Below are 22466 nucleotides of genomic sequence, written 5' to 3' on the forward strand. Positions count from 1 at the left end.
CCGCGGGGGCGGCTTCCCCGGGTACGGGGGAGGGGTCATGGCCGGACGGGCGGCGGCGCGGTGGCGGGCACGGGTGGCGGGGGTCGACCCGTACGTGCTGGACGGCCTGCTGGCGGCGGCCTCGGCGGCGGTCTCGCTCTGGTCGGTGTACCAGGACGTCACCGCCAGGCCCTGGTGGGTCTACCTGCTGGCGCTGGGGACGGCCCTGCCGCTGCCCTGGCGGCGGCGCGCGCCGGTCACCGTGATGGCGGTCAGCGGCGCGGTGTCGGCGGTGCTCTCGGTGGTCGCCCACTCGGCGATGCCGCAGCTGCCGCTGTTCGTGGTGGTCACCCTGTACACGGTGGCCGAACGGGCCCGGGACTGGCAGCGCTGGGGCGTGCTGGCGGTGACCGTGACCGCCAACGTGGTGGGCACCCACTCGCCGAACGGCGCGCTGTTCTCGCTGCTCACCACGGTGGGCGCGTTCGTCTTCGGCTGCCTGGTGCGGGAGCTGCGCCGGCTGGCGGCGGTGGAGGCGGAGCGGGCCCGGGAGGCCGGCCGTCGGGCGGCCAGCGACGCGGCCCGGGCGGTCGCCGAGGAACGGGCCCGGATCGCCCGGGAGATGCACGACATCCTGGCGCACGCCGTCGCGCTGATGGTGATCCAGGCGGAGGCGGGGCCGCTGGTGGTGCGCGGCGACCCGGACCGGGCGGTCAAGGCGTTCGACACCATCGCCGACTCCGGACGGGACGCGATGGCCCAGCTGCGGCGCCTGCTGGGGGTGCTCAAGGAGGAGGGCAGCGGGCCGGAGCTGGCTCCGCAGCCCCGGCTGGCCGAGCTGCCGGCGCTGGCCGAGCGGGTGCGCCGGACCGGGGTGCGGGTCGAGCTGGAGGTGGACGAGCGGGCCGGGCCGTTGCCCGCCGACGTCGAGGCGGCCGGCTACCGGATCGTGCAGGAGGCGCTGACCAACACGGTCAAGCACGCGGAGGCGAGCCGGATCTCGGTCCGGGTGGTCCGCGAGGGGGCGGAGCTGGCGGTGCTGGTGTCCGACGACGGCCGCGGGGTGCGGCGGCGGCAGGGCGGGGCGGCCTTCGCGGGGAGCGGCCTCTCCGGCGGCCGCGGGCTGGTCGGCATCCGGGAGCGCGCGGCGGCCTGCGGCGGCCGGGCCGAGGCCGGTCCCGGGCCGCGGGGGCGGGGATTCCTGGTGAGCGCCCGGCTGCCGCTGGGCACGGAACGGAGGGTGGCGTCATGACGCCGATCCGGGTGGTCGTCGCGGACGACCAGGAGCTGGTGCGCGTCGGGTTCGGGATGATCCTGGACGCGCAGCCGGACATCGAGGTGGTCGCCGAGGCGGCGAACGGCGCGGAGGCGGTCGAGGCGGTCCGGGTGCACGGGCCGGACGTGCTGCTGCTGGACGTCCGGATGCCGGTGATGGACGGCCTGGAGGCGGCCCGCCGGGTCTGCGCCGAGTACCCCGGCACCAGGGTGATCATGCTGACCACCTTCGACGCCGACGACTACGTGTTCGACGCGCTGTACGCGGGGGCGAGCGGCTTCCTGCTCAAGGACGTCCGCCGCGACGACCTGGCGCACGGGGTGCGGATGGTGGCCTCCGGCGAGGCGCTGCTGGCGCCGTCGGTGACCCGCCGGCTGATCGGTGAGTTCGCCGCCCGCCGGCCGGGCTCCGCCGAGCGGGCGGTGCGGGCGCCGTCGCGGCTGCTGGAGCAGCTGTCCCCGCGCGAGCGGGAGACCCTGGTGCTGCTGGCCCGCGGGCTGTCCAACGCGGAGATCGCCGCCGCGCTGGTGGTCAGCGAGCACACCGTGAAGACCCATGTCAGCAATGTGCTCGCCAAGCTGGGGCTGCGCGACCGGGTGCACGCGGTGGTCTTCGCGTACGAGGCGGGCGCGGTGGTGGCGGGGGAGGGCTGACGCTCTCCCCCGCGCGGGGGAGCGGCCGGGTTCGCCGGTACGGGTGATCCCCGACGAGGGGCACGGCGGACAGGATCCGGGGTGTCGGAACAGCGGACCCTTCGTCAGGAGCGCACCCATGGACACCTCTCGGCGCAGCAGCGTCACCTCGTTCGCCGTCGTCGCGGCCCCCGTGCTGATGGCGCTGTACGGCGGCATCCGGCTGCTGGAGGGCTCGCGCGAGCCGGGCCCGGGCTGGCTGGTCGGGCACGCTCTGATGCTGCTGGGGCTGCTGCTGTTCGGCCCCGTGCTGGCCGCGCTGGGGCGCGGGCGCGGGGGGCTGGGCCGGGCGGCGGCGGGGGTGGCGTTCACCGGGCTGGCCGCCTCGCTGGGGCAGATCGGGATCGACCTGTACGTCGGGGCGGTGGCGGTGGACACGGCCGACCAGCACCGGCTGTTCGACGTGGTCCAGAGCCGGCCGGGCGTGCTGCCGGCCTTCTACTCGGTGGGCCCGATGCTGTTCTACGTCGGTCTGCTGGCGCTGCTGGTGATCGCCGCGACCGGTGCCGGTCGGGTGCTGCGCTGGTGGAGCCCGGTGCTGATGCCGGCCGGGACCGTGCTGACGGCGGCCGACCTGGCGTTCATCCCGGTCGCCGCGGGCTGCTACCTGGTGGCGCTGGCCCCGCTGGGCGGCTTCGGCGCCGCCCGCCCCGCCACCGTCTGACCGGTGCTCCCGGGCGTGGCGATCGGGGCTCACGGGGCTCATGGGGCGATCGCGGCGGGGCGATCGCGGCCGGTCGAATTATCGGTGGCGGGCGGCCCGTGCGGGCCGTACCGTCCGGGGCATGAACGCGAAGCGCCCGCTGATCGCCGTACTCACCGGCGCCGGGATCTCCACGGACTCCGGCATCCCCGACTACCGCGGTCCGAACGGACTCTGGCAGCGCGACCCGCAAGCACAGCGACTGGTCACCATCGGCCCGTACCTGGAGGACCCGGAGGTCCGCCGCAAGGCCTGGCGGATGCGCGCCGAGGCGGGTGCGCTCGCCGCCGAGCCGAACGCCGGGCACCGGGCACTGGTCGGGCTGGAGCGCTCCGGGCTGCCGGTGCGGGTGCTCACCCAGAACGTCGACGGGCTGCACCAGCGGGCCGGGCAGACACCCCGCAAGGTGCTCGAACTCCACGGCACCGCACGGGAGGTGCAGTGCGTGGACTGCCGGGCGGTGGGCCCGATGGAGCAGGCCCTGGAGCGGGTCGCCGCGGGTGAGCCGGATCCGCGGTGCCGGGACTGCGGGGGGATCCTGCGCCCGCGCACCGTGATGTTCGGCGAGCAGCTGGACCCGGAGGTGCTGCGGCAGGCGGACGCGATCAGCAAGGCCTGCGAGCTGTTCATCGCCGTCGGCACCAGCCTGCAGGTCTTCCCGGTGGCCGCGCTGCCGTACAACGCGGTGAAGACCGGCTCCCGGCTGGTCATCGTCAACGCCGAGCCGACGCCGTTCGACGAGGCCGCCGAGGAGGTCGTCCGCGAGCCGATCTCCACCGCCCTGCCGGCCCTGGTCCGCCGGCTGGTCGCCCAGTACGTCTGACGGCGCCCCGCGGGGGCGGCGGGTTCGGTGACGAATCGGTTGCCGCGTTCCGAACTGGCCGCTCCCGGCCGCTCGTTCTGCGCTACGCTGCCGCGCGGAGCGGTGTGGTCGGTTTCCGGCCACCGGGGGAGGCCGCACGGGCGCCCGCGCCTGCGTGCCGCACCGGCCGGAGGCGTCCCCCGCTCCGCGGCGGCGCGTACGAAGGAGCCCTCATGACCTCAGGCCCACTGCTGGACCGCCACGCGATCGGGGGCGAGCTGCGGACCCTGGCGGACCGGCCCGGCCTGGCGCACCGTCAGGAGGAGCTCAGGGAGCTTGGCTTGGCGCTCTCGGGCGCCGGCGACCTGGACCGGTGGGCCGAACTCGACCTGGTGCACAGCTTCGTCCGGCCGGAGAGCGTGCGCTCCGCGGTGCGGCCGCGCCCCGAACCGAGGTTCTGGGCCTGGGCCGAAGTCGCCCTGGGCGCCCTGGTGTTCGTCCCGCTGCTGGTCACCTGGGCCGGGCTGATGCAGGCCACCAGCGCCTACCGGGCGCTGATCGGCGCCGACGCCGGGCAGGCCGCGCGCCCGTTCCTCCAGCTCTGGCAGACCGGCTTCGAGGGCCGGCTGCCCGGCTGGGCCACCTTCGGCGACGTCGCCCTGTCCGCCACCCTGTTCATCGCGCTGCTGCTGGCGCTCTCCGTCGCGCACGGTGTGCGCCGGGCCGGCACCGAGCGCCGTGAGGCGGCGGCCGAGGGCGAGGCGGAGGACCTGCTGGCGGAGCTGGCGCCGGTGCTCACCCGCGCCCAGCTGGTGCTGAACGAGCGCCGCCGTTCCACGCCGCAGCGCTTCGCGGCCGAGCTGACCGGCGCGGCGGAGACCCTGGAGCGGCTCGGCCGGCAGGCCGCCGACACCCAGCGCGAGTTGAGCGAGGCGGCACTGGCCGTCGAGCGCTCGGTCGCCGGGGCCGAACAGCGCCTCGCCGACGCGGGAGAGGCGGTCGAGCCGCTGCGCCGGGCCGTCGACGGCGTCGAGAAGGCGGTCGGCGGGATCGGCAAGTCCGTCGACGGGGTCGGCCTGGCGGTGCGGGACAGCGGGGACCGGCTGGCCGAGTCGGTCCGGGACGGCGCGGCGGCCACCGACGAGCTCGTCCAGCGGGGCGGGCGGCAGCTCGCCGACGCGGCCGAGCTGGTCCGGCGGGCCACCGACCGGGTGGGCACCGAACTCGCCGACGCCGGTGAGCGGGTGGAGGAGGCGGTGCGCGACCTCGCGGTCGCCCAGCGCGGTTTCACCACCGGCGCGGAGACCGTGGCGGACGTCAACGGGCAGGTGCTGGAGCGGCTCGACGGGCTGGCCCGGGAGGTCGCGATGCTGGCCGACCGGGTCGCGGCGGCGGCCTCGGCGGCCACCGCGGCGGCGGCGCGGCTGGACGCCTCCGGGCCGGAGGGGCCGCGCGGCGAGGCGGGCATCGTCATGGTGAAGACGGTGTCCGGACCGGGGCCCGACACGGGCGCCGCCCGGTCCCGGGGCACCGGCACGGCGGCCTCCGCCGGGGCCGCCGAGGTGGACGACCGGACGCTGCTGGAGCTGGACGAGGTGCCGGTGCACGGGCAGGGCCGATGAGGGGCCGGTTCCGGCCGGCCCGGCCGCGGGCCCGGGGCGTGCACCTGGCCGGCTGGCTGTTCGCCGACATGCTGCTCGTGCTCGCCCTGGTGGCGATGGGCGACCAGGGCGATCCGGTGGCCGCCGAGCGGGCCGCCGCCGGGCCCTCCGCCAGCCCGAGCGCGAGCGCCACCGCCGACGCCACGCCCAGTGCCGCGCCCACCCCGACCGGGCCGCGCGGCGTCGAGCACGACCCGGTCACCGTCGACGTCAGCGGCGACGCCTCGGACGCGGCCGGCCTGGCCGCGCAGGTCCGCGCGGCCACCGAGCGCTACGCCGGACGGCAGGCGGCCGTGGTCCTCACGTTCGGCAGCAACCGCGATCCCGGCGTCGGCCAGGCCTACGCCCACACCGTCAACGGCCTGCTCGCCCAGGCCCGTCCGGAGATGTTCCGGGGCACCACCACCCGGGACTTCATCTCGCTCGCGGACAACCCCCGGCACGCCTCGCTGGAGATCTACTTCTACACCGGCTGACGTCCACCGACCTGCCAATCGAAGGAGAAGTGCAGTGCAGATCCTCCCGTTCTACGCCGTGTGCGACGAGTCGGGGTCGATGAGCGCCGACATCGACACCCTCAACAAGGCCCTGTTCGACCTCCACCAGGAGATCAGCACCAACCCGACCATCGCCGACAAGACCCGGTTCGGGCTGATCGGCTTCTCCACCGACGCCCACGAGCTGCAGCCGCTGGTCGACCTGAGCGACCTCGACGAGCTGCCCGCCCTGGAGGCCTCCGGCCTCACCTCCTTCGGCAACGCCTTCGGCCTGCTCCGCCAGGCGATCGAACGGGACGTGCAGGCGCTGAAGGCGGACGGCCACGACGTCTACCGCCCGGTGGTCTTCTTCCTCTCCGACGGCGTGCCGACCGACTCCGACTGGGACCAGCCCTACCAGGACCTGCTGGCCGCCGCGTTCCGGCCGCACATCATCGCCTTCGGCATCGGCCAGGCCGACCGGAGCGTGATCGCGCGGGTCGCGACCTTCAAGGCGTTCATGCAGGAGGACGGGAAGGCCGACGTGGCGCCCGCGCTGCGGGAGTTCGCCGGCAGCCTGACCCGCTCGATCGTCCGCTCGGTGAGCGGGGCGACCGAGGCCGGCCAGGGCATGAGCCTGCAGGTCGACGACAACGTGCCCGGGTTCACCTCCGTCTCGCTCGACAAGCTCTGAGGCCGGGCCGCCGGATGAACGCGTACGACAACCAGCTGCCGGCCGGGCGCGTGCCGGAGCCGGGGCCGGAGCACGCGCCGAGCCGCAAGGAAGACCCGATCGACCTCGCCGCCTCGGTGTACGAGTACGGCTGGGAGGGGCCGGCGGCCCCGGCGGCGCCGTCCGTCGTCTCCGGGCCGGTGGTCCCGGACGGGTTCCTGCCGCGTCCGATCGGGCCGGGGCCGTCGGCGGTCCGCGGGCCGTCGAGCACCGACGGCCCGGGAGCCGTCGGGCCCGCCGCCCCCGTCATCGCCTACGCCTCCGCCGTCGCTTCCGCCGTCGCTTCCGCCACCTCCGCCTCCGTCGGGCCCGAGTCCGAGTCCGGGCCCGTCGTCCGGCCGGCCTCGTTCCGGGAGCCCGGCCCGCTGCACCACGTCGGCCGCAAGGCTCCCGCGTACCCCGCCGAGCCGACCGACATCCCCGCCCTCTCGGCCGGTGACCTCTTCGGCGCCCTGCTGCCCGACACCGTGGTGGACGGCGGACGGTTCGGCCCGGTCACCGTCCGCGCCGCCTCCGTCCGCGGCGACGGGCACCGCTACGCGGCCGAGTGCCGCCAGGACGCCGTCCTGGTCGTACGGACCGGTGAGCTGCTGCTGGTCGCGGTGGCCGACGGCGTCGGCTCCCAGTCGCACTCCCACCACGGCTCCCACGGGATCCTCCGGAAGCTGACCGGCCAGGTCGCCCGGAAGGAGGAGACCCTGCTGGCCTTCCTGCGCACCGGCGCCGAACCCGACTTCGCCAGCATGATGAGCCGGCTCATCGGGGCGGCGGCCGACGAACTCGCCGAGGAGGCCAGGAAGGAGGGCCGCCCGCCGAAGGCCTACTCGACGACCCTGCGGGCGCTGCTGGTGCCGGCCGACCCGACGGTCCCGTTCCGCGGCTTCGTCTCGGTCGGCGACGGCGGCCTGCTGCGGCTGCGCGAGGGCGGCTGGCAGGACCTCGAAGCGGCCGAGGCCGACCGGGGCGGCGGGCCGATCAGCACCCGGACCGACTGCCTGCCCGAGGCGTACGAGCACGCCCGGGCCCGGCTGATCACCGACTCCCGCCCCGGCGACGTGCTGGTGCTCTGCACCGACGGGCTCGCGCTCCCGCTGCTCAAGGAGCCCGAACTGCAGGGGTTCCTCGGCGAGCGCTGGGGCAGCGAGGTGCCCGGCCTCGCCGAGTTCCTCTGGCAGACCCAGGTCCGGGTGCGCAGCTACGACGACGACCGCTCGGTCGTCTGCCTCTGGGAGGCCACGCCGTGAGCGCCTCCGACATCGCCACCGCGCTGGCCGGCGGCGGGGACGCCGTCCTGGCACTGCTGCCGGTCGGCGCCGAGGCCGGCCGGGGCGGGCAGGGCAAGGTGCAGCGCCTCGACGGTTACCCCGGCCTGCTGTTCAAGCGTTACCTGGAGGCCGGGCGGGTCAACGGCGCGGCGCTGGCCGAGCTGGTCGCGCTGCGGCTCGCGCTGCCGCAGGCCGACCGGGAGCGGCTGGACGCCCAGGCCGCCTGGCCGCTCTGCCGGGTGGTGGACGGCCCGCGCTGCGTCGGCTTCCTGATGCGGGAGGCCCCGTCGGCGATGACCTGGCAGACGGCCACCGGAGCCCGCAAGCTCACCGAGGCGCAGTACCTGCTGTACCCGGAGAAGCCCGCCACCCAGGGCATCGTCCGCCCCGACCCGGAGCAGCGGCTGGCGCTGCTGCTGGAGCTGGTCGGGCTGATCGACCGGCTGCACCGCTGGGGGCTGGTGATCGGGGACCTCTCGCACGCCAACGTGCTCTGGACGGTGCTGCCCGAGCCGGCGGTGCACCTGCTGGACTGCGACGGCATCCGCCGGGTCGGGGCCTCCCCGGTGCTGGAGCAGGCCGACACGCCCAACTGGGCGGACCCGCACTCCCCGCACGGCAGCGGCGCCTCCGTGGACAGCGACCGCTACAAGGCGGCGCTGCTGATCGGCCGGACGCTGGCGCAGGACCCGTACGTGGCGCCCGGCGCGCCGCTGGACCCGCTGCCACAGGTGCTGACGGACCGGCAGCTGGCGATGGTGCGGCGGGTCTGGGAACAGGCCGCCGGCCCGTACGGGAGCCGGCCGGACCTGACCGCCTGGCTGCTGGCGCTGGGCGGCCGGGGCAGCATCCCGCTCGCGCCGGGCTTCACCCCGCCGCCGCGCCAGGCCCGGCCGGCGGACGAGCGGCTGTTCGACGGCCGGGCGGCCCGGGGGAGCATCCGGTTGCAGCGGCCCGGCTGACGGGGGCGGGCCGACGGGGCCGGACCGACGGGGTCGCGGGCCGGGCCGGGCCGACGGGGCCGGGGGGCCGGACGGAGCGCATGCGTACGATGATCCTTCCGGCTCCCCCCTCATGGCCTGGAGTGATCGACCGATGACGACGACGGCGAAGTTCGACCCCTGGTCGGCGGCGTTCGTGGCCCACCCCTACGACGCCTACGCCACCCTGCGCGAGCAGGCCCCCGTGACGTACTTCGAACCCACCGACCAGTGGCTGGTCTCGCGCTTCGAGGACGTCAGCGCGCTGCTCCGCGACCGCCGGCTCGGCCGCACCTACACCCACCGGTTCAGCCACCAGGAGTTCGGCCGCCCCGAGCCCGACCCGGCGCACGAGCCGTTCCACACCCTCAACGACAACGGCCTGCTCGACCTGGAGGCCCCGGACCACACCCGGATCCGCCGGCTGGTCTCCAAGGCCTTCACCCCGCGCATGGTCGAGGGCCTGCGCCCCACCGTCCAGCGGCTGGCCGGCGAACTCGTCGACGGACTGCTCGCGGACGGCGGCGGCGACCTGATCGCCGCCGTCGCCGAGCCGCTGCCGGTCGCGGTGATCGCCGAGATGCTCGGCGTCCCGGAGCCCGACCGGCACCTGCTGCGCCCGTGGTCGGCCGACATCACCGGGATGTTCGAACTCAACCCGTCCGAGGAGGTCGCCCGCCGGGCCGTCACCGCGAGCACCGAGTTCTCCGACTACCTGCGCGCCCTGATCCGCGAGCGCCGGTCCGCCCCCGGCGGGGACCTGATCAGTGCGCTCATCCAGGCCCAGGAGGGCTCGGACGCGCTCAGCGAGCAGGAGATGATCTCCACCTGCGTGCTGCTGCTCAACGCCGGCCACGAGGCGACCGTCAACACCACCGGCAACGGCTGGTGGGCGCTGTTCCGCCACCCCGAGGAGCTGGCCCGGCTGCGCGCCGACGTCGACGGGCTGCTGCCCACCGCCGTCGAGGAGCTGATGCGCTGGGACACCCCGCTGCAGATGTTCGAGCGCTGGGTGCTGGAGGACATCGAGGTCCGCGGGGTCACCATCCCGCGCGGCTCCGAGGTCGCCCTGCTCTTCGGCTCCGCCAACCGCGACCCGGAGCGCTTCACCGACCCCGACCGCCTGGACCTCGGCCGCACCGACAACCCGCACATCACCTTCGGCGCCGGAATCCACTTCTGTCTCGGTGCTCCGCTCGCCAGACTGGAGCTCACCGAGTCCTACGGCACCCTGCTCCGCCGGGCCCCGGGCCTGCGGCTGGTCCGCGAGCCCGAGTGGCAGCCGGGCTACGTGATCCGGGGGCTGAAGGAACTGCTGGTCGAGATGTAGCGGAAGAGGGGGAGCGGCCGTGGGCGGCAAGGCGACAGGGGCGATGCTGGGGCTGGCGATCGGCGACGCGCTCGGCAAGCACACCGAGTTCGACGACGTGGAGACGATCGCCCGGCAGTGGCCGGACTGGCGGCAACTGCCGCTGCCGAAGCGGGCACTGGTCACCGACGACACCCAGATGACGCTCGCCCTCGCCCGCGGTCTGCGCACCGCGCTGGCCCGCGGGCCGCTCACCCCGCTGCGCCTGGAGCGGCCGCTGCGCGAGGAGTTCGTCGACTGGTGGCGCTCCCCGCAGAACACCCGCGCCCCCGGGATGACCTGCCTGCGCTCCTGCCAACGGCTCAGCATGCCCGAGCGCCGTTGGCAGACGGCGAGCGACGTCGGCTCCAAGGGCTGCGGCGCCAATATGCGGGTCGCCCCGATCGGCCTGGTGCGGGAACTGACCCCGGCCCAGGCCGCCGGCGCCGCCCAGCTCCAGTCCGGGCTCACCCACGGCCACCCGACCGCGCTCGCCGCCTCCGACCTCACCGCCCACGCCGTCCGCAGGCTCGCCGAGGGCCTGCCGCCGGCCGGTCTGACCGCCGCGCTGCGGGCCCACGCGCTCGAAAGCCGCGGCCGCTACGACGCGTTCTGGCTCGGGGACCTCGCCGACCACGCCCAGGACCGTACGGCCGAGGCGTTCATCACCCGGGGCTGGGACGAGTGCCTGGCGGTGCTCGACCGGCTGGACGCCGCGCTCGCGGCGCCGGACGTCGAGGCCGACCCCTGCCTGGCCACCGGCGAGGGCTGGATCGCCGAGGAGGCGCTCGCCACCGGGCTGCTCTGCTTCCTGCTGCTGCCGGACGACCCGGTGGCCGCCGTCCGCCGGGCCGCGTACTCCTCCGGAGACTCCGACTCGATCGCCTGCCTGACCGGCGCCTTCGCCGGTGCCCATCTGGGCGCCGGCGCCTGGCCGGCCGAGTGGGTGGAGCGGATCGAGCACCGGGACGAACTGCTGGAGTTCGGCGCGCTCTGGGACTGACCGGTCCGCCCGGGCATCGGCTCGGCGGACCGGGGAACCGGGTGCGGGCCGGTCGCGTCCAACCGGCACCCAGGCGCGGGCACCGGCCCGCACCGTGACCCGGGAGGCGAGGCCGGCCATGCCCGCGACGTCCGCCCGCACCCGCCGTCCGGCGGTGCTCCTGCTCTGCTGCGCGGCCCTGCTCACCGCCTGCGGCTCCTCCGGCGGCGGCACGGCCGTGGTCCGGGTCGAGCCCGTGACGCTGCCGCCCGCCGACCCCGGGCAGGTCGCCGCCACCGCCGCGGCCACCGGCGCCTTCGGCCTCGACCTGCTGCACACCCTCACCGCCGACCCCGCCGCGGGCGGCGGCAACCTGGTGCTCTCGCCGTCCGGCCTGGCCACCGCCCTCGCCATGGTGCTGCCCGGCGCCCGCGGCGCCACCGCCGACGAACTCGCCGCGGCGCTGCACACCGGGCTCACCTCCGAGCAGTACGCGCTCGCCGTCGGCGCCCTGAACCGCCCCGCGACGCCGTCCGGCAAGGGCGGGACCGTCCTGCGGGAGTCGGACGACCTCTGGTCCCAGCGCGACGAGCCGCTCGACCGGCACTACCTCGGCGTGCTGGCCGCCGCCTTCGGTACCGGCGTGCACACCGCCGACTTCCGCAAGGACCCGGAGGGCGCGCGCAAGGCCGTCAACGGCGTCGTCGAGAAGGCCACCGAGGGCCGGATCAAGAACCTCTTCGCCCAGGGGCAGATCAACCCGGACACCCGGCTCGCCCTCACCGACGCGCTCTACCTCAAGGCCGACTGGGCCGAGCCCTTCAAGGCCGGGAGGACCACCGACCGGCCGTTCCACCGCCTCGACGGCACCGAGGCGGCCGTCCGCACCATGGCCCGGACCGCCGGCCTGCGCTACGCCGAGGGCTCCGGCGGCATCCTCGGCGAACCCTGGCAGGCCGTCGAACTCCCCTATGCGGGAAGCACCTTGGCGATGGACCTGGTGGTGCCCGGGCAGGGCGGCTTCGCGGCCTTCCGCAAGGGCCTGGACCAGCCGGAGCTGGACCGGATCCTCGGTGCGCTCGCCCCGCGGACCGTCGACCTCACCCTGCCGAAGTTCCACTTCGACACCGCGAACGAGCTCACGCCCACCCTGCGGGCCCTCGGTGTCCGGGCCGCCTTCGGGCCGGACGCCGACCTCTCCGGCATCCGGGGGCCGGGCGGCGACGGGCGGCTCGCGATCGGCACCGTCGTCCAGAAGGCCACCGTGCAGGTCGACGAGCAGGGCACGGTCGCGGCGGCCGGCAGCGGCGTCGGGGTGGACGTGATGGCCGCGCCCGTGCCGACCGGCCCCGTCGAGCTGCACATCGACCGGCCGTTCCTCTTCCTGGTCCGGGACACCGCCAACGGGCGGCCGCTCTTCCTCGGACAGGTCACCGACCCGTCCGCCGCCGTGAAGTGAGGCCGCCGGAGCCGGGAGGTGCCGGAGTGAGGGAGCGCTACCCGGCCGGGTAGCGGTCCCCGAGCGCCGGGTGGCCCGGCTCGCGGCTGCCGAACAGCACCAGCAGGTCGTCCGCCGTCCGCAGCAGCGTCTCCCGGCCCTCCACGGCCTGCGCCCAGTCGGCCGGCAGCGCGCTCGCGCCGTACGCCGCGCCGACCAGATTGCCGCAGACCGCACCGGTCGAGTCGCTGTCCCCCGAGTGGTTCACCGACAGCAGCAGCGCCGACCGGACCGGATCCGGCCCGCCGGCCGCCGCGAGCAGGCAGTACACCGCGATCGCCAGGCACTCCTCGGCGATCCAGCCCAGCCCCACCCGCTCCACCGCCTCCGCCGACGGCTCCGACTCCTCGGCCACCCGCACCGCCCGGGCCAGCGCCTGCACGGTCTCCTTCGAGGCCGGCCACTCCCGGGTCTGCTCCACCGTCTGGCCGACCGCCGCCCAGGGCTCCGCCCCGGCCGCCAGCCGCTCCACCAGCGCCGCGAACGCGCCCGCCGCCAGGTAGCCGGTCGGATGCCCGTGGGTCAGCTGCGCGCACTGCGCGGCCAGCCCGAACGACTGCTCCACCCCCAGCCGGCCCAGCCCGAACGGCGCCGAGCGCATCACCGTGCCGCAGCCCTTGGAGTGCGCGTTGATCGGTCCCGGCTGTCCCAGCGCCACCGGCGGCTCGAACACCGGGTGGTACTGCACCCCGGTCAGACAGGCGTTGCCCGGTGCCCGCCGCGCGTAGAGGAACGGCTCGCGCAACAGCCAGCCGTCGTACGGGTGGGCCAGCGGCTCGCGGTCCGGCGCGCCCTGCTCCTGGGTGAGCAGCCACCGCCGGTACGCGCCGTGCACCGCCTCCGGCACCGAACCGCCGCCGCCCGACCAGCCGCGCACGAAGCCGCGGATCAGGCCCTCGGCGGTGAACAGCGTCATCTGGGTGTCGTCGGTGACCTCGGCGACCCGGCCGCCGCCCGGCAGGCCCGTCACGCCGTCCGGGCCGAAGCGCTCGCGGATCTGGTACAGCTGCTGGAACTCCACCGGCCAGCCCAGTGCGTCCCCGATCGCCCCGCCGAGCAGCGCCCCGCGCACCCGGTCCCGGAACCCCGTCTCCGTACTCACCGTCTCGGTACCCACTCTGCCCGCCCGCCCCTCGTCGGTTGCCCGGGACCTGTTGTACCAGGCGCCCGGGTTCCTGCCGCGGATCCCGGTCACGGATCCCGGCCGCGGATCCGGCCGCGGATCCGGCCCCGGACCTCCGCGGCCGACCTCAGCCGCGGATCTCCCCGGAGTGTCCGCTCAGGGACGCCCGGTCCGCGGCCGCGCGGCCCGCCGCCCAGCCCTCGCCGTCGCTCACCCGCACGCGCTGCGACACCAGCTTGGGGAACATCCGGTCCACCTCCTGGTCCACCGCCTCGGTGCGGGCCTTCAGGGCCGGCAGCAGCCGCTCGTCCGGCACCAGCTGCTCCGCCGTGCCGTCCTCGCGCAGGTGCCGGCCGGCGGCGGCGTCGCTGGTCGTCCGCTCGGTCGCCTCGGCCAGCCGCTCGCGGATCCGGGCGGCGTACGCCACCAGGAAGGACTGCCGGTACGCCTTGGTGCGGGAGGCGCCGTCCAGGTGCTGGCGGGCGCCGGCCTGCTGCATCGCGTGCGTCGCCTGGACGAGGAGCGAGGTGTAGAGCAGCTCGACGCCGTCCAGGTCGGCGTCGAAGCCGATCACGGTGCAGAAGCCGAACTCCTTCGCCCAGATCACGCGGCAGCGGTTGGCGGCCGCGACCGCGTCCAGCAGCATCGTCTTCGGGCCCTCGTACGGGTTGTCCACACCGATGCGCAGCGCGCCCGGCGCGTGCGGGTCGGCGCCGTCGACGGCGAGCAGGGCCTCGTCGATGCTGTGCTGGGCCATCAGCTGCTGGGCCTTGGCGGTCAGCGCCTCGGCCTCCTCGGGGAAGTCGGTGGACTCCGCCTTCGCCAGCAGCGCCCGGATCCGCGACAGCATCCGCGGCTCGTCGGTCACCGGGCCGCGTGGCCTGCGGTCCGGGCGTCCGGGCTGTGCCGTCTGCCCGGGGGCCGGACCCACCGGGGCGATCGGGGGCAGCCGGCCCCAGCTGCGCAGCAGCTCCAGCAGGGCGGTGGCCAGCGCGAAGCGGTCGAGGCGGTGCCGCTGGGCGAACGCGGGCAGGTAGCCCTCGTCGGACGGCCACCAGACCTCGGCCTCCAGCTCGCGCAGCTGCTCCTGCCAACGCCGGTCCACCGCGGCGGCCGGGTGGCGGCGGCCCTCGGCGGCGATCAGGTCCACGGCGAGCGCCAGGTGCGCCGGCTTCAGCTCGCGCCGCACCACCCGCACCAGGTCCGCCGGCCGCCACCCGGCCGACCAGCACCGCCCCACCGCCGTGTCCGCGTACCCCAGCACCGCCCGGCTCACCGCCGGCCACTGCCCGGCGGAGGCCGCCAGCAGCGAGGCCCCGGTGTCCAGCGCGAGGTCCAGCCCTTCCTCCGGAGCCGTCACCACGCCCCGCACCGCCATCTCCAGCAGCGCCCCGGCCTCCCCGCCGCCACCACCGCCCTGCTGCTTCCGCCTACCCACGCCGCCTACCTCCGGGTCCCATACCTCCCACCCATGATGCCGGAACCCCCCGACCTCCCCCGCAGACCCAGCAACCCCACCATCACGCACAGTCCCGCCGCGGACGGCGGCGTGGAGTGGGAAGTCGACGTGGCCGACTTCCCACTCCGCCGAAGCCGCACGAGCTTCCTGCCGGTGGCCCCTTGCAGGAGCAAGGGGCCACCGGAAATGACAGCGGCGGCTTCGGCTGCGCTTCGCCGCTTCCTTCCTTGGTCGCGGAAAGCCCGGTGTGGAGCAGGAAGTCGGCCCCTCCGACTTCCTGCTCCACACCTGTAGACCCCACCGCTAGCCGCAGCGGTCCTCGCCCGATCCGAGCGAGGACCGCTGTCCGCACCGCGCGCTCGTCGCAGGCGGATCGGACGGGCCGCAGTGGGAAGTCGGAGGGGCCGACTTTCCACTCCGATGGTCGGCGGTGGTGAAACGTTTCTCTATCGCTGGGGTGCCTCGCTTCGGCGGCGGCGATCCGATGGTGCTTCACCAGCGTGCGTGGGAAGTCGACGTGGCCGACTTCCTGCTCCGGTGGCCGGCGGCGGCGGAACGTTCTTCTGCCGTCGTGGTGCCTTCGCTGGTGAACAGGAAGTCGGTGGGGCTGGGGTCAGCGTTCGACGGCCTTGGCGAGGATCTCGGGGAGGCGCTCCAGCAGGCGGCCGGCGGCGAGGCGCAGGCCGAGGGTGGCGACGACGGCGCCGTAGAGGGGGCCGGCGAGCAGGAGGGGCCAGGTGGGGGCGTCGGTGGCGAGGGCCCAGCCGAGGTAGCCGATGGCGGGGGAGGCGAGGAGGACGCTGCCGAACATCGAGCCGAAGCTGTTGAGCATCACCAGGCCGCCCTGGCCGGGCGCGGCGTTGCGCATCGGGTTGTTGTCGGCGGGCATGGTGTACGGCGCGAGCACGCTGAGCACCGCGCCGATGGCGATGCCGCTGCCCAGCAGGGCGAAGGCGGCGCCGACGGCCGAGGGCAGGCCGGACCAGTCGCCGGTGGCGACGGCGAGGACGACGGCGAGCACCAGGGTGACCGGGACGGCGTAGGACAGCAGGGCGAGCGCGCGGCCGCGCAGTTCGTCGCGGGCGTCGGCGGGGGTCAGCAGGGTGGCGGCGACCATCCAGAAGGCGGAGCCGTCCATGCCGAACAGGTTGAGCATCTGCAGGCCGAGGAACATCCCGGTGATCGCCACCAGGTAGACCGTGGACCAGCCCTGGACGATCGACAGCACGCAGATCACCAGCGTCATGCCGATGCTGGTGAAGACGGCGGCCTTGGCCCGCGGTTCGCGCCAGGCGTACCGCAGGTGGCGCTGCATCACGGCGCCGACCCGGCCGTCCGGCAGGAAGCGCCGGCCGCGCCGCGACGCGTGGACGCCGCGCACCACCTCCACCGTCGAGGCGTCGGCGGTGACCATCAGCTGCTGCAGGCTGGCCCGCCACCAGCGCAGCAGCAGGACGAGCAGCGCGGCGGTGGCGGCGAGCTGGAGCAGCGCGAGCGCGTACCGGCCCTCGCCCGCGGTGCGGACGGCGTCGACGGCGGAGACCGGCGGGATCCAGCGCAGCACGGCGGCGATCGGGGCGAGCGGTTCGAGGTCGAGGCCGTCGGCGCCGGGCTTGCCGAAGACGCTCTGCGAGCCGACGTTGGCGATCTGGACCAGCAGTGCGAAGAGCAGGCCGCCGAAGACGGCGAAGTCCTTGCCGCGCCGGCTGGAGAGCAGGCGGGCGTTGCCGGCGGCGACCGCGCGGGAGAGCACGACGACGGTGAGCACGGCGAGCGGCACGCCGATCACCCCGGCGGCCGCCGAGGCGCCGCCGGCGGCGCCGGAGAGCGCGGCACCGGTGAGCAGGACCAGGCTGACCAGTGGTCCGGGTCCGATCAGGGCGGCCAGCATCGAGCCGCGCAGCAGCGGTCCGGGCCGCAGCGGCAGCATGGTGAGCCGGGTCGGGTCGGCGCTCTCGTCGCTGGAGAAGAGGAACAGCGGTATCGCGGCCCAGCCGAGGGCCAGCGCGCCGGTGAGGACGACGCCCGCGTCGCCGGCGGAGCCGCTGTCGACGGCGTGCGACAGCATGGCCAGGGCGAGCGCGATCCCGGCGGCGAACAGCAGGCCGAGGGCGGTGCCGAGCGCGTAGAGGGCGGCGCGGCCGCGGTTGCGGCGCAGGCCGTTGCGCAGCAGCCGGAGCTTGAGCGAGACGAGGGTGCGCACGACCGTGCGGTCGGCGGGCACCCCGCTGTGCGCGGCGGCGGCCGGCGCGGCGGGGGCGGGCGTCGCGGGGGTCGGCGTGGCGGGGGAGTTCACCGGTCGCCCCCGCCGAGCCAGCCGAGCGCCTGGCCGTCGTCCTCGCGGACGCCGATCAGCTCCAGGAACGCCTCGTGCAGGCTGCGCCCGCCGCGGACGGCGTCGAGCGGGCCCTGGGCGATGACCCGGCCGGTGCTGACGACGGCGACCCAGTCGCAGAGCTGCTCGACGAGTTCCATGACGTGGCTGGAGAAGACGACGGTGGAGCCGGCCGCCGCGTAGCGCTTGAGCACGCCGCGGATGGTCTGGGCGGAAACCGGGTCGACGCCCTCGAAGGGCTCGTCGAGGAACAGCACGTCCGGGTTGTGCAGCAGGGCCGCGGCGAGACCGATCTTCTTGCGCATGCCGGTGGAGTAGTCGGCGACCAGCTTGTCGGCGTGGCCGGCGAGGTCGAGGACGGCGAGCAGTTCCTCGGCGCGGCGGTCGGTCTCGGCACCGGGCAGGCCGCGCAGCCGGCCGTTGTACTGGAGCAGCTCGCGGCCGCTGAGCCGCTCGAACATGCGCAGGCCCTCGGGGAGGATGCCGATCCGGGACTTGGCGGCGACCGGGTCGGCCCAGACGTCGGCGCCGTGGATGAGCACGGTGCCCTGGTCGGGCCGGAGCAGGCCGGTGACCATCGACAGGGTGGTGGTCTTGCCGGCGCCGTTGGGGCCGACCAGCCCGACGAACGCCCCGGCCGGCAGCTCCAGGCTGAGCCCGGCCACGGCGGCCTGGGTGCCGAAGTGCTTCCACAGCCCCTGGATGGACACGGCCGAGGGTGCGGCCGGGGGCACGGGGGAGGCGGGGACGGGGGACGGCGGCGGCACTGACGCCTGCATGGCGGCTCTTTCCACTGGTGGTCGGACCGGTCGGGGCCGGCGGAGGTTCCAAGATCGACACGGGCCCGACGACAGCCTGCCACCGTCCGGCCGGGCCTGTCTCCTGTGGCGATGCCCCGGGTGTGTCTGACCCAAACGGGTGAGACGGGCGGCCGGCGGGGCCGCGCGGAGGCCGGGTCGTCGCGGATTTTCGGGAAACCGCCGTCCGATGCGCGGAATTGGCAACTACTCAGGACGCCCGTTCGTCCTGCACTATGAGAGACGAGTGAACGGGGAGGGACCGTGGTCGCGCGGGGGTACCGGGAGGTGGCGGATGGCCGTTCAGCCGTGGGGTGAGCAGGGCCACGGGATGGCCAAGCCGCCCGCGTCCACTCCGTCCGCACCGGCGATGCCCCCGGCGCCGCCGATGCACGCGCCGCAGCACGGCGCGGTGCCGCACGGCGTGATGCCGCAGTCGGCGATGCGCGCGGCGACCGCGGACCGCGAGCGGACGGTGGACGTGCTGAAGGCCGCGTTCGCCGAGGGCCGGCTGAGCGCCGCCGAGTACGGCGACCGCTTCGACGCGGCGAGCACCGCGCAGACCTACGGCCAGCTGGCCCGGCTGGTCGCCGACCTGCCGTCCGGGCCGATGGTGGCCCCGCAGATGATGGCGCCCACGATGGCCGGTCCCGTCGCCGCCCCGGTGCCGCCGACCTTCCTGGCCCCGCCGCCGGTGCGCCGGACCAACGCCGTCGCGGTGACCTCGCTGGTGCTCGGCCTGCTCTGCCTGCCGACCGGCGGCCTGCTGGGGGTGCCGGCCGTGATCACCGGCCACATCGGCCGCAAGCAGGCGGCGGAGCGCAACGAGGAGGGCGACGGCATGGCCGTCACCGGTCTCGTCTTCGGCTGGCTGTCGATCGCCTTCTGGCTTCTGATCATGACCACGGTGGTCCTGTTCGGCTGACCGTGGGACGCCCGGGCGGTGGCCGCCCCGGGTGGCAGTCGCCTTCCCGGTGTGGTAGAGCGGCAGGAGGACGGTCCGACACCGGGCGGCCGTGCGCGGGACACCCGTGCGACATCCGGTCGACGGCCGCCACCTGCGGCGTTGCATTTGTTTTGACCGCGCCCGATGCGCTAGGTACGCTCTGACCTTGTGCCTGGGGTGTCCCCGGGTCCTTGTGCGTGCATGCACACCGGTCGCCGCGCCGAGCCGGAGCGCCTCCCAGCGCGCCGCGCGTAGAGCGCCGTCGCTGTACATCAGCTCACGGGATTCCGTGCCGGAAAAAACCCAACACACCCGACCGCGTGGGTCGACCACGGGGCCGTGTGCGAGGGAATCACCGCAGGTTAGTTCCACCAAGCCTTGGCACACAGAAAACGGAGAAACGGTGCCTACGATCCAGCAGCTGGTCCGAAAGGGCCGGCAGGACAAGGTCGAGAAGAACAAGACTCCCGCGCTGAAGGGCTCCCCGCAGCGCCGTGGGGTCTGCACGCGTGTGTACACGACCACCCCGAAGAAGCCGAACTCGGCCCTTCGTAAGGTCGCCCGTGTGCGCCTCACCAGCGGGATCGAGGTCACCGCTTACATCCCGGGCGAGGGCCACAACCTGCAGGAGCACTCCATCGTGCTGGTTCGCGGTGGTCGTGTGAAGGACCTTCCTGGTGTCCGCTACAAGATCATCCGCGGTTCGCTCGACACCCAGGGTGTCAAGAACCGCAAGCAGGCCCGCAGCCGCTACGGCGCCAAGAAGGAGAAGTAAGAATGCCTCGTAAGGGCCCCGCCCCGAAGCGCCCGGTCATCATCGACCCGGTCTACGGCTCCCCGGTCGTCACCCAGCTGGTCAACAAGATCCTGCTGCACGGCAAGCGCTCCACCGCCGAGCGGATCGTCTATGGCGCCCTCGAGGGCGTCCGTGAGAAGACCGGCTCGGACCCGGTCGTCACGCTGAAGCGCGCGCTGGAGAACGTCAAGCCGGCCCTCGAGGTCAAGTCCCGCCGTGTCGGTGGCGCGACCTACCAGGTTCCGGTCGAGGTCCGTCCGGGCCGCGCCAGCACCCTGGCGCTGCGCTGGATGGTCGGTTACTCGCGCGCCCGTCGCGAGAAGACCATGACCGAGCGCCTGATGAACGAGATCCTCGACGCCAGCAACGGCCTGGGCGCTTCCGTGAAGCGTCGCGAGGACACCCACAAGATGGCCGAGTCCAACAAGGCCTTCGCGCACTACCGCTGGTAGTCCGTACCCCGTCACTAGACAGAGAGAGAACGAGCCACCATGGCTGCAACCTCCCTTGACCTCGCCAAGGTCCGCAACATCGGGATCATGGCGCACATCGACGCGGGCAAGACCACCACCACCGAGCGGATCCTGTTCTACACCGGTGTGTCGTACAAGATCGGTGAGGTCCACGATGGCGCTGCCACCATGGACTGGATGGAGCAGGAGCAGGAGCGCGGCATCACGATCACGTCGGCCGCGACGACCTGTCACTGGACCGTCGACGATGCCGACCACACCATCAACATCATCGACACCCCGGGTCACGTCGACTTCACCGTCGAGGTGGAGCGTTCGCTGCGCGTCCTCGACGGTGCCGTGACGGTGTTCGACGGTGTCGCCGGTGTCGAGCCCCAGTCCGAGACCGTGTGGCGGCAGGCTGACCGCTACGGCGTCCCGCGCATCTGCTTCATCAACAAGCTGGACCGCACGGGCGCCAACTTCTTCTTCTGCGTCCAGACCATCGTGGACCGCCTCGGCGCGACCCCGCTGGTCATGCAGCTGCCGATCGGTGCCGAGTCGGACTTCCAGGGCGTTGTCGACCTGGTCCGCATGAAGGCGCTGGTCTGGTCGGCCGACGCCGCCAAGGGCGAGATGTACGACATCGTCGACATCCCGGCCGACCTGCAGGAGCAGGCGGACGAGTACCGCGAGGCGCTGATCGACACCGTGTCGAACGTCAGCGACGAGATCATGGAGCTCGCCCTGGAGGGCGAGGACATCCCGGTCGAGCTGCTGCAGACGGCGATCCGCAAGGGCACGCTGAACTCGGACTTCACCCCGATCTTCTGCGGCACCGCGTTCAAGAACAAGGGCGTCCAGCCCCTGCTCGACGCCGTCGTCAAGTACCTGCCGTCCCCGCTGGACATCGAGTCCATCGAGGGCACCAAGCCGGGCGACGACACCGTCAAGATCTCCCGCAAGGCCTCGGACGACGAGCCGCTCGCCGCGCTCGCGTTCAAGATCATGTCGGACCCGCACCTCGGCAAGCTCACCTTCGTCCGGGTCTACTCGGGCCGCCTGGAGTCCGGCACCTCGGTGCTGAACGCCGTCAAGGGCAAGAAGGAGCGCATCGGCAAGATCTACCGCATGCACGCGAACAAGCGTGAGGAGATCGAGTCGGTGGGCGCCGGCGACATCATCGCCGTCATGGGCCTGAAGCAGACCACCACCGGTGAGACGCTGTCCGACGAGAAGAACCCGGTCATCCTGGAGTCCATGGACTTCCCGGCCCCGGTCATCCGCGTCGCGATCGAGCCCAAGTCCAAGGGTGACCAGGAGAAGCTGGGTGTTGCCATCCAGCGTCTCGCCGAGGAGGACCCGTCCTTCCAGGTCAACACGGACGAGGAGACCGGCCAGACCATCATCGCGGGTATGGGCGAGCTGCACCTCGAGGTGCTGGTCGACCGTATGCGCCGTGAGTTCAAGGTCGAGGCCAACGTCGGCAAGCCGCAGGTCGCGTACCGCGAGACCATCCGCCAGGCGGTCGAGCGCATCGACTACACCCACAAGAAGCAGACCGGTGGTTCCGGTCAGTTCGCCAAGGTGCAGATCGCGATCGAGCCGCTCGAGCAGGCCGAGGGCTACGAGTTCGTCAACCTGGTCACCGGTGGCCGCGTTCCGCGCGAGTACATCCCGTCGGTCGACGCCGGCTGCCAGGAGGCCATGGAGTTCGGCATCCTCGCCGGCTACCCGCTGCAGGGTGTCCGCGTGAAGCTGCTCGACGGTGCCGCGCACGACGTCGACTCCTCCGAGCTCGCGTTCAAGATCGCCGGCTCGATGGCCTTCAAGGAAGGCGCGAGGAAGGCCAAGCCGGTCCTCCTCGAGCCGATGATGGCCGTCGAGGTCACCACGCCCGAGGACTACATGGGCGACGTGATCGGCGACATCAACTCTCGCCGTGGCCAGATCCGGTCCATGGACGAGCGTCACGGTGCCCGCGTCGTCACGGCGCTGGTGCCCCTCTCCGAGATGTTCGGCTACGTCGGTGACCTGCGCAGCAAGACCTCCGGTCGCGCGAGCTACTCGATGCAGTTCGACTCGTACGCCGAGGTTCCGAGGAACGTCGCGGACGACATCATCGCGAAGGCCAAGGGCGAGTGACGTCCCGACTTTCGGGAC

20 protein-coding genes are annotated in these 22466 nt (G+C 74.1%); 16 read left to right on the forward strand and 4 right to left on the reverse strand.

Features of this window, described 5'->3' with window-relative positions:
* Positions 1-37: 37 nt before the first annotated feature.
* From ACFU9E_RS05065 to ACFU9E_RS05120, 12 genes are all read left to right on the forward strand, one after another.
* Positions 38-1231: a sensor histidine kinase gene (locus tag ACFU9E_RS05065; protein ID WP_380714782.1), complete on the forward strand. Its 1194-nt coding sequence runs from the start codon at positions 38-40 to the stop codon at positions 1229-1231.
* The gene (locus ACFU9E_RS05070; protein WP_355358277.1) at positions 1228-1908 is read left to right on the forward strand and encodes a response regulator transcription factor; all 681 of its coding nucleotides are present in this window, start codon (positions 1228-1230) and stop codon (positions 1906-1908) included. Before ACFU9E_RS05065 ends, ACFU9E_RS05070 begins: the two co-directional genes overlap by 4 nt.
* 118 nt (positions 1909-2026) lie before the next feature.
* Positions 2027-2611, forward strand: a complete 585-nt coding sequence (locus tag ACFU9E_RS05075) for a hypothetical protein (RefSeq protein ID WP_380687838.1) — start codon at positions 2027-2029, stop codon at positions 2609-2611.
* 121 nt (positions 2612-2732) lie between these two features.
* Positions 2733-3473 carry an NAD-dependent deacetylase gene (locus ACFU9E_RS05080; protein WP_380687836.1) on the forward strand — a complete coding sequence of 247 codons (741 nt, stop codon included), beginning with the start codon at positions 2733-2735 and terminating at the stop codon, positions 3471-3473.
* Positions 3474-3685: 212 nt separating this feature from the next.
* Entirely contained in the window at positions 3686-5074 is a 1389-nt protein-coding gene (locus ACFU9E_RS05085) for a methyl-accepting chemotaxis protein (protein ID WP_380687834.1), read from the forward strand.
* Positions 5071-5589: a hypothetical protein gene (locus ACFU9E_RS05090; protein ID WP_380687832.1), complete on the forward strand. Its 519-nt coding sequence runs from the start codon at positions 5071-5073 to the stop codon at positions 5587-5589. The genes ACFU9E_RS05085 and ACFU9E_RS05090 overlap by 4 nt, the downstream gene beginning before the upstream one ends.
* 34 nt (positions 5590-5623) lie before the next feature.
* Complete coding sequence (locus tag ACFU9E_RS05095; protein ID WP_355358291.1) at positions 5624-6283, forward strand: VWA domain-containing protein; 660 nt, start codon at positions 5624-5626, stop codon at positions 6281-6283.
* A gap of 14 nt (positions 6284-6297) precedes the next feature.
* Positions 6298-7566, forward strand: coding sequence for a protein phosphatase 2C domain-containing protein (locus tag ACFU9E_RS05100; protein WP_380714784.1), 1269 nt, complete (start codon positions 6298-6300; stop codon positions 7564-7566).
* Positions 7563-8549, forward strand: a complete 987-nt coding sequence (locus ACFU9E_RS05105) for a hypothetical protein (RefSeq protein ID WP_380686251.1) — start codon at positions 7563-7565, stop codon at positions 8547-8549. Before ACFU9E_RS05100 ends, ACFU9E_RS05105 begins: the two co-directional genes overlap by 4 nt.
* A gap of 133 nt (positions 8550-8682) precedes the next feature.
* Entirely contained in the window at positions 8683-9897 is a 1215-nt protein-coding gene (locus ACFU9E_RS05110) for a cytochrome P450 (protein ID WP_380686249.1), read from the forward strand.
* Between the two features lie 43 nt (positions 9898-9940).
* Positions 9941-10918: an ADP-ribosylglycohydrolase family protein gene (locus ACFU9E_RS05115; protein ID WP_380686257.1), complete on the forward strand. Its 978-nt coding sequence runs from the start codon at positions 9941-9943 to the stop codon at positions 10916-10918.
* A 118-nt stretch (positions 10919-11036) separates the two neighbouring features.
* Entirely contained in the window at positions 11037-12356 is a 1320-nt protein-coding gene (locus tag ACFU9E_RS05120; RefSeq protein WP_380686247.1) for a serpin family protein, read from the forward strand.
* 37 nt (positions 12357-12393) lie between these two features.
* Here the strand turns inward: ACFU9E_RS05120 and ACFU9E_RS05125 are convergent, their stop codons facing one another.
* The 4 genes from ACFU9E_RS05125 to ACFU9E_RS05140 form a co-directional block, all read right to left on the reverse strand.
* Complete coding sequence (locus ACFU9E_RS05125; protein WP_380686245.1) at positions 12394-13497, reverse strand: ADP-ribosylglycohydrolase family protein; 1104 nt, start codon at positions 13495-13497, stop codon at positions 12394-12396.
* Between the two features lie 148 nt (positions 13498-13645).
* Entirely contained in the window at positions 13646-14896 is a 1251-nt protein-coding gene (locus tag ACFU9E_RS05130; RefSeq protein WP_380686255.1) for a DUF2786 domain-containing protein, read from the reverse strand.
* A 694-nt stretch (positions 14897-15590) separates the two neighbouring features.
* The gene (locus ACFU9E_RS05135; protein ID WP_380684323.1) at positions 15591-17273 is read right to left on the reverse strand and encodes a transporter; all 1683 of its coding nucleotides are present in this window, start codon (positions 17271-17273) and stop codon (positions 15591-15593) included.
* Complete coding sequence (locus ACFU9E_RS05140; RefSeq protein ID WP_380684324.1) at positions 17270-18091, reverse strand: ABC transporter ATP-binding protein; 822 nt, start codon at positions 18089-18091, stop codon at positions 17270-17272. The genes ACFU9E_RS05135 and ACFU9E_RS05140 overlap by 4 nt, the downstream gene beginning before the upstream one ends.
* Before the next feature lie 313 nt (positions 18092-18404).
* Here ACFU9E_RS05140 and ACFU9E_RS05145 point away from each other — a divergent pair, with 313 nt between their 5' ends.
* The 4 genes from ACFU9E_RS05145 (at position 18405) to fusA (ending at position 22448) form a co-directional block, all read left to right on the forward strand.
* On the forward strand, positions 18405-19034 hold the full coding sequence (locus ACFU9E_RS05145) for a DUF1707 and DUF4190 domain-containing protein (RefSeq protein ID WP_380684325.1): 630 nt from the start codon (positions 18405-18407) through the stop codon (positions 19032-19034).
* Between the two features lie 424 nt (positions 19035-19458).
* Positions 19459-19830: a 30S ribosomal protein S12 gene (rpsL, locus tag ACFU9E_RS05150; protein WP_014144289.1), complete on the forward strand. Its 372-nt coding sequence runs from the start codon at positions 19459-19461 to the stop codon at positions 19828-19830.
* A gap of 2 nt (positions 19831-19832) precedes the next feature.
* Positions 19833-20303, forward strand: a complete 471-nt coding sequence (rpsG, locus tag ACFU9E_RS05155) for a 30S ribosomal protein S7 (RefSeq protein ID WP_030055803.1) — start codon at positions 19833-19835, stop codon at positions 20301-20303.
* A 39-nt stretch (positions 20304-20342) separates the two neighbouring features.
* Entirely contained in the window at positions 20343-22448 is a 2106-nt protein-coding gene (gene fusA, locus ACFU9E_RS05160) for an elongation factor G (protein ID WP_380684326.1), read from the forward strand.
* Positions 22449-22466: the final 18 nt, after the last annotated feature.

It is taken from the genome of Kitasatospora sp. NPDC057595 (assembly GCF_042800875.1).
Lineage (GTDB): Bacteria > Actinomycetota > Actinomycetes > Streptomycetales > Streptomycetaceae > Kitasatospora.

Bases quoted from the DNA above. Each gene is read 5' to 3' on its own strand.
- ACFU9E_RS05065 (WP_380714782.1), top strand. From the start codon at position 38: ATGGCCGGACGGGCGGCGGCGCGGTGGCGGGCACGGGTGGCGGGGGTC.
- ACFU9E_RS05070 (WP_355358277.1), top strand. From the start codon at position 1,228: ATGACGCCGATCCGGGTGGTCGTCGCGGACGACCAGGAGCTGGTGCGC.
- ACFU9E_RS05075 (WP_380687838.1), top strand. From the start codon at position 2,027: ATGGACACCTCTCGGCGCAGCAGCGTCACCTCGTTCGCCGTCGTCGCG.
- ACFU9E_RS05080 (WP_380687836.1), top strand. From the start codon at position 2,733: ATGAACGCGAAGCGCCCGCTGATCGCCGTACTCACCGGCGCCGGGATC.
- ACFU9E_RS05085 (WP_380687834.1), top strand. From the start codon at position 3,686: ATGACCTCAGGCCCACTGCTGGACCGCCACGCGATCGGGGGCGAGCTG.
- ACFU9E_RS05090 (WP_380687832.1), top strand. From the start codon at position 5,071: ATGAGGGGCCGGTTCCGGCCGGCCCGGCCGCGGGCCCGGGGCGTGCAC.
- ACFU9E_RS05100 (WP_380714784.1), top strand. From the start codon at position 6,298: ATGAACGCGTACGACAACCAGCTGCCGGCCGGGCGCGTGCCGGAGCCG.
- ACFU9E_RS05110 (WP_380686249.1), top strand. From the start codon at position 8,683: ATGACGACGACGGCGAAGTTCGACCCCTGGTCGGCGGCGTTCGTGGCC.
- ACFU9E_RS05115 (WP_380686257.1), top strand. From the start codon at position 9,941: ATGCTGGGGCTGGCGATCGGCGACGCGCTCGGCAAGCACACCGAGTTC.
- ACFU9E_RS05120 (WP_380686247.1), top strand. From the start codon at position 11,037: ATGCCCGCGACGTCCGCCCGCACCCGCCGTCCGGCGGTGCTCCTGCTC.
- ACFU9E_RS05130 (WP_380686255.1), bottom strand. From the start codon at position 14,896: ATGGCGGTGCGGGGCGTGGTGACGGCTCCGGAGGAAGGGCTGGACCTC.
- ACFU9E_RS05140 (WP_380684324.1), bottom strand. From the start codon at position 18,091: ATGCAGGCGTCAGTGCCGCCGCCGTCCCCCGTCCCCGCCTCCCCCGTG.
- ACFU9E_RS05145 (WP_380684325.1), top strand. From the start codon at position 18,405: ATGGCCGTTCAGCCGTGGGGTGAGCAGGGCCACGGGATGGCCAAGCCG.
- rpsG (WP_030055803.1), top strand. From the start codon at position 19,833: ATGCCTCGTAAGGGCCCCGCCCCGAAGCGCCCGGTCATCATCGACCCG.
- fusA (WP_380684326.1), top strand. From the start codon at position 20,343: ATGGCTGCAACCTCCCTTGACCTCGCCAAGGTCCGCAACATCGGGATC.